Genomic DNA, 19,410 nt, shown 5'->3' on the forward strand with positions numbered 1-19,410 from the left:
CACTTTTCTAAGTTTGGTGACGACTTAATGTCAACATAGAACAGCAGAAGCCTATGGCCGCCTTTAAGTAAGCTTAAAATAAAGCAGATGAGGGTTCTCTTCTTTGTAGTTACATCCAATTTCTGGGATGTAACTGCTCTCGGTGAAGCTATGGCTCCCTCGTCCCAGCCATCGCTTAGCCCTTTAACTTTCGCTCCCTAGAGGGTTACGCAGAATATTCAGCTTCTTGAGCAACACCAAGGCTCCCTTTTCTGTTAAGCTTGTCGTGCCTGACTTTAAATCAATCTCCCAAGCCTCTTGCTGCTCCGGCTCAGATAGCACAGCGGCGAGCCAGGTGTATATCTTAGCATTGATCGGTAACTCTCTTTGGGCTGAGCTTAGGACCGCTTGATAGAGCCCATACGGCAGAAAGTGATGGTAAAACTGTTGAATCAGCTCCTGTTTAGTTTTATTGATAAGCTTTTGATAGATACAAGAAGAATGGCGATCAAAGGATAAAAATCTGCCTAGCCCCACTTCCTCCGCGATAACATTTTTAACATAGCGCGCCTGATGGGAAGCTTGCTCGACTTGCTCGTGGGGCTGCATTCCAATTAACGCTTGGAAATAGGATGTGGTCCCCGACAGAAGAGCCTCAATTTCTTTTTGTAAAATGCAATTGACCCATTGTCTGCCCTTTTCGGCATCAGAGGCATCGGTAGACAACCCATTAAACTTATATTCAGAAGGAAGATTATTGTAATACAAATGGATTCCCTCTTCCTTACCCGTAGAGCAGTGCTGAATTGAAGCCATTAATTGCAAAAATGTCTGCTCTTGAATAGACAGAATTTCATCGGCGGATGCCTGATTGGGTAATTTTCCGAGGAAATTAACAATGGCCATCATTTTAGCCGCTGTCAAAGGTACGGGCGCCTCCTTATCCCCTTGAGTATTAAGAAGGTTTTGTAAAAGCGTACTGCCCAAACAGCCTTGATAGAGACTATCATAGGTAGCAGAGTAATTTTGAGCAATTTCCGACGCCAAAGCAGGGTTTGCTTGAAGTTTAGCTCTTATACCGGCATCCAGCTCTTTCAATAACTCACGGTTAAAGGGCGGGAGCTCCGCAAATAAAACTGTTTCCTGAGTTAAGCTTTTGAGATACGCGGGGTTAAGTGTAAGCCTATAGCCATCAACAATCTCCACCGGAAGCTGGATTGATGACCAATCCACAGGGTCCTGCCTTTTTTTCAAAGTTTGACGATGGAAATGATAAGGATTACTTGGATCATTTGAACGCTCAAGCAAAAGCATGATTTGTTCTGCTTCCTGGACTGTCGGGTGCTCATCATAAATTCCTAACCTTACAACATTATTAAGAATAAACTCTGCGATCTTTTTTGAGCGAGCTTCATTAGGCTGTAAGAACAAATGATGCCAGTAAGCAAATACCGTCGTTTGGAAATCAGCATCTGATCTGATTAACTTACATAAATAGTTGAGTGAGAAAGCTTCTTGGTTTTCCGCTTTAAGGCGGCTAGCCAGGTCTTCTATGGCAGTTAATGGAACCAAAGAAAAGCATTGAAGCAGTGTAGCATATTGAACTTTTCCATAAGTGCCTATGATGGCTTCACATAGCGCTTTTTGCTCTGTCACCTCCAATTTATTGAGATAAAGAATAATACCAATAAAATCATCATAGTCACAAGGAAAATCTATTAAACTGCGAGTATTCTCCAGAACGTGAGCACGGTTTTCAGCTGCAATTTCAGCAATAGCCTGCCATAGAATATGTGCTTGATATCCATACCCCATTTTTTTATAGAAAGGTTCTGCAAGCTTTATAATCTCTTTACGGTCCTGCTGTCGAATGCTCATAATTCCTTCAATAAGGATACCACTATCTAATTTTCGTATTTCTCTAACGGCCAGGGCCTCAGTTATGACTTCTTGCCGCTCATGTGAAGGCACTGCCTTAATTGCTTCCAGGAGACGTTTACAATGCTGACCTTGCATTCCTTCACTTATGCAAGGCAAAGCGTAATTTATAATTTCTTGACGCTCCGCACTGGCAAGCGAACTAACAGCATCAAAGAAGTCCTCTATGCCCTCATTAATTTGACCTTTTGCCATCAAAGCACGCACATAAGGAATCGTCTCTTCACGGTGCTGTGGGGGAATTGCATTAATCTTACTAATAATTCCTGCTCGCACATAAGCATTCATATCTGAAGTTATTATGCTTTTTGCAATAGGCAAGACCTCTTCTCGCTGGTTATAAGGGAGCAACTGCATCTCTTCAATAATATGCAAGCGCTCATATGCATTCATCGTCGGCTCAATAACACTAGCGGCATGCGTCAGAACCGATCCCCATTCTGCTGCAGGTAGCTTTAGTATGGCTTCAATAATTTTAAATTGGTCACTCGCAGCCATCTTTGGTCGCACCCACTCTTGAATAAGAGGAAGTGCCTGGAGACGTTCTGAATTAGATAATCGACCAAGCATCGTGATGATGTTCACCTTATATATACCTTCCATATAAGAGGGAATAATCTTGGTAGCACAATGAAGCACGTCCTCCCATTCCATGGCAGGAATCTCTGCGAAGGATGAAGCCATCAGCATTCGATCAAGTGCCGTCATATATTTTCCAACGGCTTCTCCTGTTATAAGGATAAATTTCTTAAGCATAGCAAGAGAAATGTGGTCAATTATATCTAGCAACCTTTTCCAGTAGGGGTCCCTAGGTTTAGGCCCTAATAATAATTGCAGAGAAGTTTTAATTTCATCCAGATCAGTGATAGCTAAATCCTTTAGAACATTAATCATTCTTAAACGCGTAGAAACACTTATTTTAGGGGTAAAGAGAGATGCAGCAATATGATTGGCTTTTATAAGATCAGCTTGAGATAGGTTTTTAATTATATTGAGGACATGTTCAAACGCATCAGAATCAAACCTGATCACCTCTCTAACTACCTGGAGAATAGCATCTCGCTTTTCTGAAGGTAGCTCTCTTATGGCATTAATAGTCTTTTCACGCTCATATAGGGTCATACTCGGTTTTATGAAAAAACTCGCTTGCTTTACAAAGCTTTGGCGTTCTTGAGTAATTCTCTCTTCTTCTACTCTAGCAAAAATTGGACCAATACTAGCAGCGTTCCTATACACGATCAGCGCCCTGCTCATTGGCTGGCTGCGATCTTGCGCGGTGTCTTGCGCCTGGACCGTGTCAAAAACTGGCTGAGTCCAACCTATGCCCAACAGTAAATATCTTACATATATAGAAGACTTAAATAAGGTTTGCATTTTATATTCTCTTTAAAGGAAGGCTCTTTTAGTCATTTAATTTTATAGTGGAATAATGAGATCTATTTACAAGAGAATCAATAAGGATGTTTTTATGAAGAACTTTTAAAGTATTTCAAGATTTATATTCTTAAAATAGATAAGGCCTGAATTACTTTCTGCCGCCCCCTATTTAACTATCCTCACTACCAATGGTTGAGAGGGATTCTCATAAACTTACTGTATCGATTGCTGCTGACGGCGCTTAGAAAACACAGATATAATATTGTGCCCCGTTGAGGGAGAATTGTTCAGAGAAGCGCTATTCAAGGCAATACCGTAATATTGTTAGGATTTTGGCCAGGTAAAAATAAACTGGGCCCCTTTCCCCTCATTGGACTCTAATTCAATCCACCCGCCTTCTTGAGTAATAAGTTTCTTAACAATCGCCAGGCCCATGCCGCTGCCCTCGACACCGCTTTTACCGGTGTTCAGTCTTTTCATGGGCTCAAAAACAGTTTCATGGAACCGCGGAGCAATACCCGGGCCATTATCCTTAACACTAAAAAGCCAATATTTGCCTGAATCAGTTCCTTCTATACAAATTTCTGCTGCTTCTAGATTGTGATGATATTTGACAGCATTGGAGACCAAATTATAAAATATTTGCGATAGAAGAGTCTTTTTTGTTTTAAAAGAATGTATATTATCTTTTAAAATGATTTGTGTCGCTGCGGGTAATTCCATATAAGGTTTAGCATGGTTTATAATCTCCTCTAAACAGGTCTCTTCTTGACTTTCTGAAGCGCCTGAGAAGAAATATGAAAGGATATTACAGGTAAGGTGATACAGCCTTCTGGCACTCTTCTGCACTTTATGGAGATACTCTAGAGCGGGTTCAGGTAGAATATCTTTAGTTTCCTCGAGCACAAGTTGTGTATAGATCTCTACCGCTCGGATAGGCGCTTGCACATCATGCGACATCAGATGCATAAGGGTCTTTACTTCCTCGTTTTGTTCCCTTAGCAAAGAATTTGTTGTTTGAAGCTGGCGACGTGCTTCAACGAGGTCTGTTATATCTCTCCACATGCCAATACTATAAAATTCCCCTTTACCATCTCTGATAATTCGCGCACTTAAAGCCGTTGGGAGTTGCTCTCCATTTTTCTTCTGCAGGGTTAATTCCCAGTTATTTACATGATCATGACAAAGAAGATGCTGCCGCATTCGTTGGACTTCTTGTAGGGCGCTAGGTGGGTAAAGATCATACACCTTCATATTGATAATTTCTTCTTTTGTATATCCAAGAGTTTGAGCAAGCGTATTGTTGCAATTCGTAATCCGGACGTTCTCAGTATCATCGTCTCTGCCGGCAGCTGACATCAGCATATCGGGTGCATTCTCATAAAATTCAGAGAAATACGCATAAAAACTTTGAACTTCGATAAAGGAATTGTTTAATGACTCAAGGTGGTGTTGCTCTTTAATAAATTCGCTATCACTATCAATGCCCTGCTGAGAGACAAGTTTGTAAAGAGCATGGTTACAAATAATATTGCCATGTCGATCTTTAAGGGGCTGAAGATCAAGGTGAATGGGAACTTTTTTATTGTTTCTAGTTTTAAGAAACAACTCAACCCCATAGGCCGACCCTTGTTTCAGATATGAGATCCGTAGCTGATCTAAGGCCTCATAGCAATCCAGATGGTAAAGTCCATGCATGGATTTAATGCTTAATAATTCTTCTTCGCTGTATTCCAATAATTCTAATAATTTTTTGGAATAGTTTACTATTTTAAAGCTAAAAGGGTTGTTAACAGTCATTACCCTGATAGCAGAAGAGTTTTGATAAAATGCTCTAAAAAATTGAGGAGCTGCAGTTGTCATTTGGCGGTTAAAAAGGACGCATATAAAGTTATGTTGAAGAGCTTTCTTGTGCTTACAAACTTTTATTTCCTGTGTCAATAGCCATAATAAAATAGCAAGGGATTATTATTTTAACTGCAAAGTTTATTTTAAGTTATCCCTATTTAAAGGTAATATTATGTCACAAAGGGCTACTGAGCTATGTACTATACAGTGCATAAGGTAGATTTTTAAAAGAGAGATTGACAATAATAAAAGGCCAAGAAAATTTGGCCTTTGTAGGAGAAAAGTTTCAATTATAACAAGAATGGATATCTTATTTTTTCTTGCTTGTTGAATCCTTAGCAAGATTGTCGAAATATTTCTGTGTTTCCTCTTTGCTAGAATCTGGAGGACCAAATATTGCTTGTTTGGCATTATCTCCGGGCGTGGATACAGGATCAGGCTGAATTCCTGCAAATTGCTGGCCCGGATTATCTTGGAGATGCCTATCTACAATCTCCTGCTCGTCTGAGGTAAGATTTGTAGTTTTCCATGCCCCTGCCGTAGCTTCTGACGCAATTCCGCTGGAAATTGAGAGAATCGTTAAAATTGCGGTATGTAGAAATTTGTTAGCCATATTCTTTACCTCCTTTTTAAAAAACGTACCATTTATACTCAACGCCTCTTTCAGGGAGAATATAAGCCTGTAGGTTGATCAACTGCTTGTTCCAGTAGGGACTTTTATTCTCCGCTATAACGAAACATATGGCTTTTAGGTAATACCTGTAAATCTTCTTCAATCACATGTTAAGCCAATATGAGTATAATTCTTTGTATCTTAAATCCTCCTCAATCTTATGCAGGAAAGATGTCATAAATTACTCCTGATAAAAATTACTAAAATAAGTAATATTGATATAATGAGGCAATTACGGGGGCCATAACACACTTCGAAGTCAAATAAGACTTCCTACTCAGTTTCATGGTGAGTTTCTGAAGGCTATAATGTTATCTTCCTTTAAAACGTATAGATAAGGTTGGAAAGCCCCTCTTAGCAGAAATATTTGATGTCCAAGCTGATATAATGCATTCTTGAGAAGACTCTTTAAGCTGCTAGCTGCATGACCAAGCAACTCGGCTCTCAATAAAAACAAATATCGATGATGCTCATCTAAAATAATTTGAAATAGAGATCAAATTCTTTCTTTTTTTCTCCTAGTCCTAGCAAGAACACTTTATATATTCTTAGAAAATCATTAATTAACCAGGAGATTAAAATGACTATCTTTGAAGTTATCCGCAATGATCATAACCTCGTCAAAAAAATTCTTGGAGAAATGTTATCCATTAAGGATACCGATCAAGATAAGCAAACAGAGCTACTGGAAAAGTTAACCATGGAATTAACGCTGCATAATCGGGCTGAGGAACAAATTTTCTATAAGTTTCTTCAAGAAAATGCAGAAACTCGTGATCTTATTGAGCATAGCAAAGAAGAGCATGAGGAAGTTGAGGAACTCTTTGAATCGATCAAAAATTATAATCCTGGCGATAAGAATTGGATGAAGCAGCTCCTTGAGATTCAAAAAAATCTGCTTCATCACATTGAAACGGAAGAAACTGAGTCTTTTGATAAAGCTAAAGAAATCATGAAAGCCGGCCAACATCATACTCTAGCTGACGAATTCCAAAAAGCTAAGAAAGAATGGTCTGCCAAGCTATAAATATTTAGTGGACGAAACGTCCACTCAACTTTTCCACCTTATTAAACCAAAATTGGATGCTATCATTTATTACCAATGACAAATAGAGTATAATAATAAAATATTATCAAGAGCATCCTGATGCACGCTTGCCTTTCCCTCTTTTACCCATTTGCTGTATAGGGGAGCAAAGTCTCTTTATGTAAAAATCTAGGCTGAATATCTTATACTTTGGCATTAGTTTGAACGAAGATAATAACTGAAACCATTAACCTATCCCATTGAAACCTGATAATTGATAACTTATAAAATAAGTTTATAGGGATGGAAGAGCGTTACAAGAATTTACCGAGAGGAGTAACTCCAGCTTTAATCTTATACTCGTCGGAATCATTGAAGGGTACACTGGTGTAACCATATTTCTTATAAAAAGGTAAGACTTCAACAGGACTTTCTATATGAAGACTTTTAAATTGCTTATTTTTTAGCCATTTCTCAAGGAGATGTAAAAATCTTTTTCCCTGTCCCTTATTTCTCTGTGTTTTATGAATGGTGAGGATATGCAAGACAGCACATCGATCCGGCCATAACTGAAGGTGAGCATAGCCTATAATCCTGATGCCCATATACATAACCAGATGAATATGATTGGGATGATTGAAAGTCCAGGTATAAGGATCATCTACTGAAGCCGAGTTAAAGAAATAGCTCTGCCTATAATGTTTTGCTGCCTCCCATTCTGCAGTATGTATACAGAAATTAAAATTGATGCCACTATATCCCGCCTGATTTAATATATCTTTGATGAAATGATTTTTTTCTAAAGTATACTTAGGAAACCTGCCATTAATACGTTCAAAAGAAGTAGGATCTTGCAGCAACTGATACTTTAGTTTTTGATAGTCACTACGGCAATCCTCATGTGACCTTAGATAATCCCGAAAACACAAATTAAGACTAATGAATCCATGCTCTCTTTCAGTAACATGTAAATTAACTTTACATGTATCTGTGTTCTTAGAGAAAAAATAGCGAAGCGGTATGTTGAACTCACCTTTAAAAGCATAACCAATATCTTTTAGAGTTAGTGAAGACTCTAATTTATCAACCACACATAGGATATCAAGGTCTTCTTTTGCTGCAAGTCCAGGAACCGATGTTGAGCCAATATGATGTGTCTCTATACAGGCTGGACCTAAAATTTCTTTAAGTCTTGCTGTCTCTATCTCAGCTAGCGCTGGCCATTCGGCGTTATAGGGAACAACTTTAATTATCTTATCTTGTTTCATTGCTATAAGCTCTTTTCCATTATCACTACAAATCAGCAGCAAACTATCATTACCAGTTTTAATAGCAACTATCCAAGTAGTAACTAAAGCCTTCAGTTGCGATACTAGGCTGCTAGATTCCAATGCAGATACATTGGCTTCCCATATATGGTCAAATCTTCACCTAATGATCCTAGAACAGTAGATAAAAAATTTACTCAGCTAGATAATTTTAGCAATCTTTATAATGAAATTATGGCTAAGATTCTTGACCCTAGATTTCAATAATTTGCTAGAAAATGCAAAGAAACCTTTGAGAATCAAAGGACCGATACCTAAATTGAAGCGTATATTATTCTTGAAAAGGTCGCTGAGGAATTCAGAAGAGATCTGCGAAGAGCTGATGCCTTAAAATCATTGCAAAAATTCAAGCAGAGACCCACGTACAGTGTAATAAAAGCTTTTTTAAATGCTGATAAAAATATAAGAGTCAATCGAATAACTCGTTAGGTTGCTTTTGTAAGTATTAACAACCTACTAGAGTACTGATAATCTGAAGCGGATAAAGCATATCTTTCTGCTCTCGCGCAAACCTGATAGGATTATTTGAGAAAGTCTTTCTGGCTTTTTCATTCCTTACAAGGCTTAAGCGGCAATTACGTAAGTACACCATAATCTTTCCTGTTTTTTCGTACAACAATTTCAATGGTCTTGAGGTGCAGGATCTCAGCATATAGGATTTGTACTGTTATTTTAAACCGTTTAGCAATAAATGCAGATCTTAGTAAGAGTGAGATGAAATTAAGTACATCAGGAAGAGTCCATTGTGGCAGATAGTGCAGCCATTTTCTTGCTCTCATAAAGCTTCCATGGCTTGAAAAATTCTCTTACCTTACAAATAAAATAATATCACTTCAGGAAGATACCGTTTTTGTAAGCTTCCCTTCGCCCTCTCTCACTCTCGCCAATTTATGAAGTGATAATTATTATCAATATATGTCCTTTTCAAATGTCTTAGCTGATAATTTAAAACGGGGGCCTCTACGATAGAGGGCCCCCGCATCACCGTTGATGACAGCTTTATTTATCCTGACTGATGGCCGATAAGAACTTATCAACTTCACTCTTGAGGGTGCTGGCCTGTTTACTCATTTCGGTGGCTTCGCCTAAGAGTTGCTCAGCAGCTTGGCCGGTGTCTTGAGTATTATGGCTAACTTCGACAATGTTATTCGATAATTGATCAGTGGAATTAGCGGCAAACTGGACATTATTAGCAATATCTCGTGTTGCTGCTCCTTGCTCTTCGACAGCATAAGCGACACCAGCTGCGATCTCATTGATCTCATTGATTGTCGATACAATTCCTTGAATTGCTTTGACGGCTTCATCGGTGGCATTTTGAATCCCTTGAATATGCTCTCTAATATTCTCTGTTGCCTGAGATGTTTGCAATGAAAGGGTTTTAACTTCAGAGGCCACCACGGCAAAGCCCTTACCTGCCTCCCCGGCTCTGGCGGCTTCAATGGTGGCATTTAGAGCAAGTAAGTTGGTTTGCTCAGCAATATCGTTAATGAGAGAGATCACTTCACTAATTTTATTGACAGCATTGCTCAACCCTTTAACTGATTCATTGGTTTTAGCAGCGCTATCAACTGCTTTGTTAGCAATACTAGAAGAGTTTTTAACATTCTGGCTAATTTCCATGACGGAGCGCGATAATTCTTCTGCAGCACTAGCAATAACTTGGATATTAACAGTAACTTCAGAAGAAGCGGTGGTGACCACGGTGCACTTGTCATTGCTCTGCTCTGCCTTTGCCGCCATACCTTTGGCGAAATCATTAATTTGCAGAGCCGTTCGTGAGACAACATCGACCACTTGCCCGACACTAGCTTCAAACTTCTGCGCCAGTTCTGCCATTGCTTTTTTACGTTGTCTCTCATTTTCTTCTTTACTTGCTTCGGCTTCAGCTTGAAGTTGATCAAGCTTAAGGGCGTTCTCCCTAAAGACTTCGACCGCTTGAGCCATCGCGCCGATTTCATCCTTACGGCTGAGACCGGGGATTCTGGCAAACTTTTCGCCTTGGGCCAGAGAAAACATGCGATCTGTTAAAGCTTTGATCGGCTTGGTGAAGATATAGCCGCTGAGGATACCAATTCCTAAGGTAGCAAAGGCAATGATAACGAGGGACATGAGGATTATATTGGCAACCCTATTCAAGTCAGCAAATGCTTCCTCAGCAAAAACCCGGACAACAACCGACCATTTCAAGCCGGGAAAATCATAGGCCCCCATACTTGGCGCATAGCCAGCCACTTGCTCTGTCTTCTTGCGGGTATGCGTCGAAAGCATGCTTCCGGTTTGGCCTTGTACGGCTCTTATAGCAGGTTCTAACTTCTCTTCTATTAAGTTAAAGCGGCCTACTATATTAAGATCACGGTGATACTGTCCATTTTTCAGAAATTCTGAATCAAAATCAGCCAGGACATTACCTTTAGGATCAAGCAAAGTAATACTGGTTTTTTTATTTAAGCCTTTACTAACTTGATCATAAAGTTGGGAGATAACGTCTTCAATAAAATTAAACGTAGCAAAGTTCACCCATACCCCAGTAACTTCTCCTTTTGGATCCTTAATTGGTGTGGAAAAGGCCATGACATAGCCATCTTCACCATAAATTTTAGCGACCTGCTCAGACACAAAGGGACCTTGAACAACAGCGCCGGTAAAACCGTTCTTTCCTTGTAAAAATTCACCCTTTATGGCTTTTTTGAACCAGGGCTCATTAGCGAAATTTTCTTTATAAAGAGAAGTCGTTTGGATGGTATTACCTTTGGCATCCTTAGAATTGACCGCACGCACATTACCTTTCGTGTCGACGACCATCATCAATCTATAGAAACCAAAACATTGCATATATTGATCCATAGCATCTATTAAAGGATTAGTTGGAGACGTGTTATTCCAATTAGCGGGATCATCTAAAGCGGTATCAATAGCAAAGACTTTAACATCAGCGTAGCGCTGAAATAAATTGCGATCTATAATAGAGTTAACATTTACTGCTAAGTCTTCTAAAGTCCTAGCTTGGGCTTTGTAATAGGTATCTTGCTGATTGGTAAAAATTATGTAGATGACTAAGGCCGGTACAATCCCTATCGCTAATAAGAGCATACAGAGCTTTAAAGCAATACCTCTAAAAAAGTTCAATAAACTTCTTGGTGCTGAAGTATTAGAAGATAGTGAATTAGTCATAATTGTAGGAAGCCCCTCATTAGTAAACTAATGTTATTATTCGCAAGATTTATGAATAAAAAGTTAATTTACACCAAGAAATAATTGATTTATCTATTGATTTTTTTCTCTTCTAGCCAGAGCCTAACAAGCTCGACTGTAAAAAAGTGACTTTATTATAGGCTACAGCGTCAATTTCTTTATTTGAAAAATACTCTAAAACGCCATTTTACTGTAAAAACTATCTTTTTTACCCCCCTACATTTTTAGCTTGAAAATTTCAGTAACTCGATCAAAGAAAGATTTTAAACTTTCCGAATATAATCTTCTTTTAATGGTTACGGCCCTCTTCTTATAGCGCTGCTAAAACATCATCCTCAACTGCTTGCAATTGCTTCCATTTAATGGCCCATCTGGTTCATAAAATCACTGAACTCACCCAGTTGAGGTGTTAGATAATAGGAAAAAATTATATCCAGGAGCAGAATAATCAGCAGACACATGATAAATTCGTTAATGTGCTCCAAGAAAGGGTTATGTTTCCGACGCATGGCCCTAATTCGTGTCGCGGCATGACGCCTATGGTGTTTATGGTGCAAACTCATGACTTCTCCTCCTCTTATGAATTCATCTTTTGCTCACTCATCCGCTTCAAACCGCCCTGTAACTCTTAATTTAAAACCACAAAATATTAAGATCAGAAGGTTTAAAGAGTTTGATTTTTGATTTATGTACAGTAATCATACAAGATGAAAAATAAATGTCAAGAGGGGGTTGAGAGGAAAAAAAGAGAGAAAAAATTTAGGCTTATTAAGCGGAGAATCAACAACTAAACAGATTACAAAGCCGGAGTAGCGGGCGGTTGACCATTTATATTTTTACCAAAAGTTTTCTTGAAAAAAGGGTGCACCATTTCTATATACAAAATAGATAAAAAATTATCGCTTTTTCCCTAAAGCAAAGCAAAGATCCCTTTGAGAGTTTAAAATGGTAATCCGTACAATTAAGAAATATCAGCTCGCTTATATGAGCCGCAAGATTTTTAAAGCGATGGCAGACGGCACGCTTGGATGCCCAGAAAAACCTGAAGATGATACCAAAGATTTTACCAGGCAAGAGGTCAACAGCTTTTTGGTGCCTTTAGAAGCTGCCAACCAGAATCGCCCCCCTTTCCAAGCTTGTTAAGTTCTGATAGGGTCAGATCCAGAGAAAATAGATAAGGATCTGCTCATGAAAATCGTTACCTGGAATGTGAATTCGATTCGCGCCCGGTTAGAAAATATTACCACTTGGCTGCGCGAGAATCATCCAGATGTGGTGCTTTTGCAAGAAACCAAGTGCCAGAACCATGATTTCCCCCAGGAGGCCATTGAGGACTGCGGCTATAATATTGCCATCCATGGTCAAAAAAGCTATAACGGCGTCGCAATCTTATCGAAATTTCCCTTAGAAGATATCAGCTGTGGTCTGCCGACTTTTGCAGACGATGAGCAAGCCCGCTATATCGAAGCTGTTACCAATGGGGTCCGTGTCGCCTCAGTATATGTGCCGAATGGTGGTGACGTTGGTAGCGACAAATATCATTACAAGCTTTCATTTTTGGCAGCCTTAAAAGATCACTTAAAAGCGACTTTGCTTTATGAGGAAGCCTTTGTGATTGGTGGTGATTACAACATCGCCCCTACCGATGATGATGTTAATGATCCTAAAGGCTGGCATGAACAAATCTTGTGTTCTACGCCTGAGAGGAAATCCTTGCGAGCTATCCTGAATCTTGGGTATAGTGATGCTATCCGTCTTCATCATCATGACAAAGGTCCTTACACCTGGTGGGATTACCGCAGCGGTTCTTGGGCGAAAGATGATGGATTGCGGATTGATCTATTATTGCTTTCCCCTCAAGCAGTTGATCGCTTGGCCGGGGCTGGGGTTGACCGAGAGCCGCGGGGATTGGAAAAAGCATCAGATCATGCGCCAACCTGGTGCACCTTACTGTAATTAAAAGGAACAGACGAGAAAGATATGTCATTAACCAGAGAAAACGTGATGAAAGTCGCTAAGTTAGCTCGCATCAAGCTTGAAGAGAGTGAACTGGACGCGATGAAAATGGAAATAAACGGAATTTTGACTTGGATTGACCAGCTCCAGCAAGTAAATACTGATGGGGTGGCCGTTTTCTCTGAACAACAAGCTCAACACCTTCCGGAACGCACCGACAGTGTAAGTGATGGCAACATTGTTGATGCCATCCTTGCCAATGCTCCCGAAAAAGCCCACGGTATGTTTGCCGTTCCTAAAGTTGTTGAATAGGTTTTAGAATGACAAAGACAAATCTTACAGAATTAACGCTGGTTGAAGCTAAAGAAGGGCTGGCCCGCAAAGAATTTACTGCTGTTGAACTGACGCAAGCCTTCATTGATGAGATGGAGAAGAATCGTCATTTAAATGCTTATATCACCGAAACTCCTGACCTAGCACTGGAACAAGCCAAAGCTTCGGATGCCCGTCTGGCGGCCGGCCAAGCTGGCAAGTTAGAAGGCTTACCATTAGCTATTAAAGATCTCTATTGCACGACAGGGGTCCTCACTACGGCCTCCTCTAAAATGCTTCACAACTTTACCCCGCCCTATGAATCCACGGTGACCCAAAACCTATGGAATCAGGGAGCGGTTATGCTTGGTAAAGTGGCGATGGATGAATTTGCCATGGGCTCGTCCAATACCACCAGCTATTATGGCAATGTGATCAGCCCTTGGAAGGAGAAAGACCGTCCAGAAAAACAATTATGTCCGGGTGGTTCCTCAGGCGGGTCTGCGGCCGCCGTGGCCGCACGCATGGCGCTGGCAGCGACAGCGTCGGATACCGGTGGTTCGATCCGCCAACCTGCCGCCTTTACGGGTCTGATTGGCATTAAACCCACTTATGGACTCTGTTCGCGCCGCGGCATGATTGCCTATGCTTCTTCGCTTGACCAAGCGGGACCGCTAACCCATACCGTCCACGATGCCGCTTTAATGCTTGAAGTCATGGCAGGACATGATCCTCTTGATTCAACCTCTTTACCTGTAGAAATTCCAAGCTATTCTTCTCTGCTCCAGAGTGATCTTAAAGGCGTAAAAATTGGCATCCCCAAAGAATATTTGGATGGCCTGAATGACGAAATGATGGCTGAAGTTAACAAAGGAATTGAGTGGGCTAAATCCCAAGGCGCCACCATCCATCACGTCTCTTTACCGATGACAAAGTATGCTTTGCCGACGTACTACGTGATCTCCCCTGCAGAAGCGTCGTCTAACCTGGCGCGCTATGATGGAGTCCGTTATGGGTTACGAGTAGAAGGTAGCACCTTAGATAATCTTTATGAGAATACCCGCCGCGACGGTTTTGGCGCAGAAGTTCGCCGTCGGATCTTGATTGGCACCTATGTCTTGTCAGCCGGTTATTATGATGCCTATTATTTGAAAGCCCAGCGGGTTCGTACTTTAATTCAACAGGACTTTGAGCAGATCTTCAAAGAAGTTGATTTACTGTTAACTCCAACAACGCCGGGTTCAGCCTTTGCTTTGGATGAGAAACCAACCGATCCGGTGCAAATGTATCTGCAAGATGTTTATACCGTAACTGTTAACTTAGCCAATCTTCCGGGCATTGCTATTCCTTCAGGTCTGGATAAAAAAGGACTGCCTTTAAGCCTGCAGCTTATCGGGCCACGCTTAAGTGAACAACGTCTTCTCAATGCCGCCTTAGCCTTAGAAGAATGTGCGGGTTTTTCCACCTTAGTTAAAGATCTCAGAAAGGCAGCTTAATATGTCAGAAAATAAGAACCTTATTGAAGGACGCACTGGATTATGGGAAGTGGTCATTGGCTTGGAAGTCCATGCCCAAACCATCTCTAAAGCTAAGTTATTTGATGGCTGTTCCACTGACTTTGGAGCTGAACCGAACACTCAAGTTGGTTTCTTCACGGCGGCGATGCCGGGTATGTTGCCCGTCCTTAACCAGTTCTGCGTTGAACAAGCAATTAAAACCGGATTGGGATTAAATGCAACGGTTAACAAGTTTTCAGTTTTTGATCGCAAGAATTATTTTTATGCCGACTTGCCTTGCGGCTATCAGATTTCCCAGTTCAGCCACCCGATTGTTACGGGAGGGTATTTAGATATTGACCTAGAGGGCGGCGAGTCTAAGCGCATTAATATTACCCGTCTTCATATGGAAATGGATGCTGGCAAAAGCATTCATGATCTGCATCCGACGAAAACTTATATTGATTTGAATCGCAGCGGCATTGCTTTGATGGAAATCGTATCAGAACCGGAGATGCGTTCAAGCAGTGAAGCAATGGCGTATGTTAAAAAGCTACGCTCTATCCTGCGTTACCTGGGAACCTGTGACGGCAATATGGAACAAGGCAGCTTGCGTGTCGATGCTAACATCTCTCTGCGTCGCCCTGGAGACCCCTTTGGCACCCGAGCCGAGATTAAGAATGTCAACTCGATTCGCTTTTTGGGTCAGGCCATTGAATACGAAATCCAGCGTCAGCTTGATATCCTCGAAGACGGTGGCCAAGTGATTCAGGAAACACGCCTGTTTGATCCAAATAAGGGAGAAACCCGGTCCATGCGCAGCAAAGAAGATGCCCATGATTACCGCTACTTCCCTGACCCCGACTTACTGCCTTTGCGCTTAAGCGATGAAAGGATTGAAAACGTACGGATAACCATGCCTGAACTACCCGATGCCAAGCGCCAACGTTTAATCGCAGAGTTTGGTTTACCGCTTTATGATGCCACCGTTATCGTCACTGAACGCGAAACAGCTGACTATTATGAACGGGCGGTTGCGGCCCTTAAGGCTAAAGACAAGGCCCAAGGCGCCAAGCTGATTGCCAATTGGCTTATGGGCGATGTGTTCGCGGCGATGAATAAAGACAACAAAACGGTTGAGACGATGCCGGTCACCGCAGAAAATCTTGCCGGATTGATCGACTTGATCTTGGACAACACAATCTCAGGTAAAATTGCCAAAGACGTTTTCACCAAGATGTGGGATTCAGGAAAAGCTCCAAGCCTGCTGGTGGAAGAGCTAGGCTTAAAGCAGATTACCGATACCTCCGTCATTGAGCAGGCGGTGGATACCGTACTTGCACAGCATGCGGATAAGGTAGCCGAATACAAATCTGGAAAGGAAGCCTTGTTCGGTTTCTTTGTCGGCCAAGTCATGAAAGCCACCCAAGGTAAAGCTAATCCCGGTTTGGTTAACGACTTAATTAAAAACAAGTTAAGCTGACGAGAATAGGAAAAAATTAGGCAGACGACTTTATCGCATCGGATTAAATTATGCGGCGACCAAGCCGTCTTGCTGACTTCTTGGATGGGACAGAATAAATAATATAAAAGGTAAAGTGACGGCACCCTTTTTTTATTGCCCTCTCCCACCAAGAAAAGAACACAGCGAAAGCTCAATTATAAATTTTTTAATACCCTCAGTTTTAAATTCCCTTCCCTTGCCTCTTAATAAATGCCTTGGCCTCAAAGGCGAGGTTTATTAAGAAAAGATTTTGTTCAGCCACAACAGTTAAATCTCTAAAGGATAGAAGACGGAGATGGGCTTCTTTCTTCCCTTATGGGCATAGCAAAGTTATGAATATGATGTCTGACGGTAATAAGTGCGGTAGCATTAATGTTGATAATTTGATCCACGAAATTAGAGGCCCTTCCCTAAAGCCAGCGATTATGGACATCCTCATTAGCAGGTAAAATAGTTTTATTAGCTTGGATTCGTCAACTACATTGTCACCCCGCCCACCTTACACCTTTGTTTTAGAGCGCCACACTACTTCAACTGCGCCAACACCGCTGATAAAAGTGGATAATTATCCTATTAAATTTATAAAGAGTTTCGAGAGTAGCTTTAAAGGATTACATTTTTATGCACTTTTCTCTCACCCTTATCCGCTTTACCTGAGGGATCTAATACTTATCTTAAGGAGCGTAATACGATAGTTTACTTCCTAAATTTAACCTTGGAATATAAAATTTATTCCTCTATACAGAGAAAAACTTCTGAAACAGAACGATCTAGGGGGGACATGCAATGAAACTAAATCAATTTTTGCTTACGGGCTGTCTGTGGGTGATGACTTGCACAGCAAATGACTTTCAAGATAATAATGACCGAGTACAAAAAGATATCTTGGGAGGAATTGCTGCCGTCGTGGGGGTGCCTGAACAGGCGGACTTAGAATAACTATTACCCCCTGAGGTTTGCCTTCATATTCTTGAGTTTATTACAGAGCCGCGAGATCTCTTAAGCTTTGCTTTGCAAAGTCGGCACCATGCAAATGCTGTGGCCACGTATTGTAAAATCCTAACACAGGAAGAGCAACCACTGTTCCATCAGCTTAACATTCCTTGGTTTACTACCTATGCCTTTCGTGAAAATCTGATAAAATTCTTCAAAGAATACTCAAAGGATTTAAAAGGTCCACAAGATACAAACATTTTATCGCCTATAATGACAAGTATTTTTAATATGATCAATCCTGAGGCGGATGGTATTCCTCAATTAATTGATCAGGCGGCTCCCTTTATACAGTTCTGCCGGGAGCGAAATTTACCACACGCTCAAGTGTTTGATCAGTTATATCTTGAGAACGCTTCAGCCGACGATTTTAATAAAAACTTAGAAACCATAAATCCTGACCATATAGTGCTTACTTTAGAATTATGCCTTATTATTCAATCTTTTAATCTTAAGCTTAAGGGGAGCAAGACCTTAACTTGTCAACTTTTAGATAACCATGAATATGCTTTCTCCTTAGGAACAGAGAAAGGAGAAGTGAGCCTATTTAAATGTTTCCAGGCCTTACTCAGGCTCAATAAAGTTCATATGATACATAAACTTACACCCTACATTCAGCCTGCCCTACTTTATGGAGTTGCTGAAAAACTGTATAACATGCCGGGCGTCGCCCCAGACTCTGTAGTTTATAAACAGGAAGCTGTTAAGTTATTTGAGCATATAGTAGAAGAATTAGCAAAGGAATTGCTCAGTGACCATACACAGAATAGCTCAAAAAGAATAACATGTATAAATGGTCTGTATAGGTTAGGAAATGCCTATCATTATGGTAAAAGCGTTAATGCAAACTTTGAAAAAGCTGTTAGATGGTGTCAACAAGCTGCTGAACAAGGGGACGCGAGGATGCAGCTCAGTTTAGGCTACTGTTATGAGCTGGGTATAGGAGTTCCTCAAGATGACACCCATGCAGTTCACTGGTATCAACAAGCAGCTAACCAGGGCTATGCGTGGGCACAATTTTACTTAGGCCTCTGTTATGAGCACGGTGAATGTGTTCCTCAAAGCGCCGAACAAGCAGCCTACTGGCTTCAGGAAGCAGCCAACCAGGTCCATGCCGATGCGCAATTCAACTTAGGGATCTATTATGAGGAAGGCAATGGTGTTACGGAAGACGACGCTCAAGCAGCCTACTTGTTTCAGAAAGCAGCCAACCAGGGCCATGCTGAGGCACAAAACAATTTAGGCTTCTGTTATACTTATGGCGAAGGGGTTTCTCAGGATCCCGCCCAAGCAGTCTACTGGTATCAGCAGGCAGCCAATCAGGGCTATGCGAGGGCACAAAAGAAGTTAGGTACCTGTTATGAGCACGGTCAAGGTGTCCCTCAAGATGACACTCAAACGGTCTACTGGTATCAACAGGCAGCTAACCAGGGCTATGCTGACGGGCAATTCAATTTGGGCCGGTGCTATAGGAATGGCAAAGGTGTACCGCAAAATGACATTCAAGCAGATCACTGGTATCTCCAGGCAGCTATGCAAGGTGATGGAGAGGCGTTGGAAGCCTTAAAAAGACGGCGTCTTTCTATCTCAAGAAGACACGAAATATAAAAGATAAGGTTTAAGAATCTTATCATATATTGAGTAGCTGACGATCTTGGTTATCCGGCCTACTTCCCTCGGAGCGGTGCACACTCGCTTTGGGGTCTTGCTTGGCGTACGCTCATCGCAAAGCATATACTATGAGGAAGTCAGACAAGAATTTTGTAGCGTCTCGGCTTCCCTAT

14 protein-coding genes are annotated in these 19,410 nt (G+C 41.1%); 8 read left to right on the plus strand and 6 right to left on the minus strand.

Going from position 1 to position 19,410, the window contains the following annotated elements:
- Positions 1-183: 183 nt before the first annotated feature.
- The 3 genes from HMO_RS0110115 to HMO_RS0110125 all read right to left on the minus strand — a co-directional run bounded on the left by HMO_RS0110115 (position 184) and on the right by HMO_RS0110125 (position 5,755).
- Complete coding sequence (locus tag HMO_RS0110115; protein WP_010302383.1) at positions 184-3,291, minus strand: hypothetical protein; 3,108 nt, start codon at positions 3,289-3,291, stop codon at positions 184-186.
- A gap of 327 nt (positions 3,292-3,618) precedes the next feature.
- Positions 3,619-5,094, minus strand: coding sequence for a sensor histidine kinase (locus HMO_RS0110120; protein ID WP_033444709.1), 1,476 nt, complete (start codon positions 5,092-5,094; stop codon positions 3,619-3,621).
- A gap of 358 nt (positions 5,095-5,452) precedes the next feature.
- Positions 5,453-5,755, minus strand: a complete 303-nt coding sequence (locus HMO_RS0110125; RefSeq protein ID WP_010302389.1) for a hypothetical protein — start codon at positions 5,753-5,755, stop codon at positions 5,453-5,455.
- 640 nt (positions 5,756-6,395) lie between these two features.
- On the opposite strand from HMO_RS0110125, the gene HMO_RS0110130 reads away from it, so the two are divergent.
- Positions 6,396-6,842: a hemerythrin domain-containing protein gene (locus tag HMO_RS0110130; RefSeq protein WP_010302392.1), complete on the plus strand. Its 447-nt coding sequence runs from the start codon at positions 6,396-6,398 to the stop codon at positions 6,840-6,842.
- 314 nt (positions 6,843-7,156) lie between these two features.
- Here HMO_RS0110130 and HMO_RS0110135 read toward each other — a convergent pair whose 3' ends face one another.
- The 3 genes from HMO_RS0110135 to HMO_RS0110150 form a co-directional block, all read right to left on the minus strand.
- On the minus strand, positions 7,157-8,233 hold the full coding sequence (locus tag HMO_RS0110135; RefSeq protein ID WP_052572032.1) for a bifunctional GrpB family protein/GNAT family N-acetyltransferase: 1,077 nt from the start codon (positions 8,231-8,233) through the stop codon (positions 7,157-7,159).
- Between the two features lie 936 nt (positions 8,234-9,169).
- Entirely contained in the window at positions 9,170-11,344 is a 2,175-nt protein-coding gene (locus tag HMO_RS15740; RefSeq protein ID WP_010302400.1) for a methyl-accepting chemotaxis protein, read from the minus strand.
- 380 nt (positions 11,345-11,724) lie between these two features.
- Entirely contained in the window at positions 11,725-11,928 is a 204-nt protein-coding gene (locus HMO_RS0110150) for a hypothetical protein (protein ID WP_010302403.1), read from the minus strand.
- A gap of 382 nt (positions 11,929-12,310) precedes the next feature.
- On the opposite strand from HMO_RS0110150, the gene HMO_RS0110160 reads away from it, so the two are divergent.
- From HMO_RS0110160 to HMO_RS15745, 7 genes are all read left to right on the plus strand, one after another.
- Positions 12,311-12,508: a hypothetical protein gene (locus HMO_RS0110160; protein ID WP_010302414.1), complete on the plus strand. Its 198-nt coding sequence runs from the start codon at positions 12,311-12,313 to the stop codon at positions 12,506-12,508.
- A gap of 45 nt (positions 12,509-12,553) precedes the next feature.
- The gene (xth, locus tag HMO_RS0110165; RefSeq protein ID WP_010302416.1) at positions 12,554-13,321 is read left to right on the plus strand and encodes an exodeoxyribonuclease III; all 768 of its coding nucleotides are present in this window, start codon (positions 12,554-12,556) and stop codon (positions 13,319-13,321) included.
- Between the two features lie 24 nt (positions 13,322-13,345).
- A complete protein-coding gene (gene gatC, locus HMO_RS0110170) occupies positions 13,346-13,633 on the plus strand; it encodes an Asp-tRNA(Asn)/Glu-tRNA(Gln) amidotransferase subunit GatC (protein ID WP_010302421.1) in 288 nt (95 codons plus the stop codon).
- An 8-nt stretch (positions 13,634-13,641) separates the two neighbouring features.
- Positions 13,642-15,129, plus strand: a complete 1,488-nt coding sequence (gene gatA, locus HMO_RS0110175; protein ID WP_010302424.1) for an Asp-tRNA(Asn)/Glu-tRNA(Gln) amidotransferase subunit GatA — start codon at positions 13,642-13,644, stop codon at positions 15,127-15,129.
- Position 15,130: 1 nt separating this feature from the next.
- Entirely contained in the window at positions 15,131-16,612 is a 1,482-nt protein-coding gene (gene gatB, locus HMO_RS0110180; RefSeq protein ID WP_010302427.1) for an Asp-tRNA(Asn)/Glu-tRNA(Gln) amidotransferase subunit GatB, read from the plus strand.
- Between the two features lie 807 nt (positions 16,613-17,419).
- Positions 17,420-17,572, plus strand: a complete 153-nt coding sequence (locus HMO_RS17100) for a hypothetical protein (RefSeq protein WP_010302429.1) — start codon at positions 17,420-17,422, stop codon at positions 17,570-17,572.
- 72 nt (positions 17,573-17,644) lie between these two features.
- Positions 17,645-19,234: an SEL1-like repeat protein gene (locus HMO_RS15745; RefSeq protein WP_010302432.1), complete on the plus strand. Its 1,590-nt coding sequence runs from the start codon at positions 17,645-17,647 to the stop codon at positions 19,232-19,234.
- Positions 19,235-19,410 lie beyond the last annotated feature (176 nt).

It is taken from the genome of Candidatus Odyssella thessalonicensis L13, from assembly GCF_000190415.1.
Lineage (GTDB): Bacteria > Pseudomonadota > Alphaproteobacteria > Paracaedibacterales > Paracaedibacteraceae > Paracaedibacter > Paracaedibacter thessalonicensis.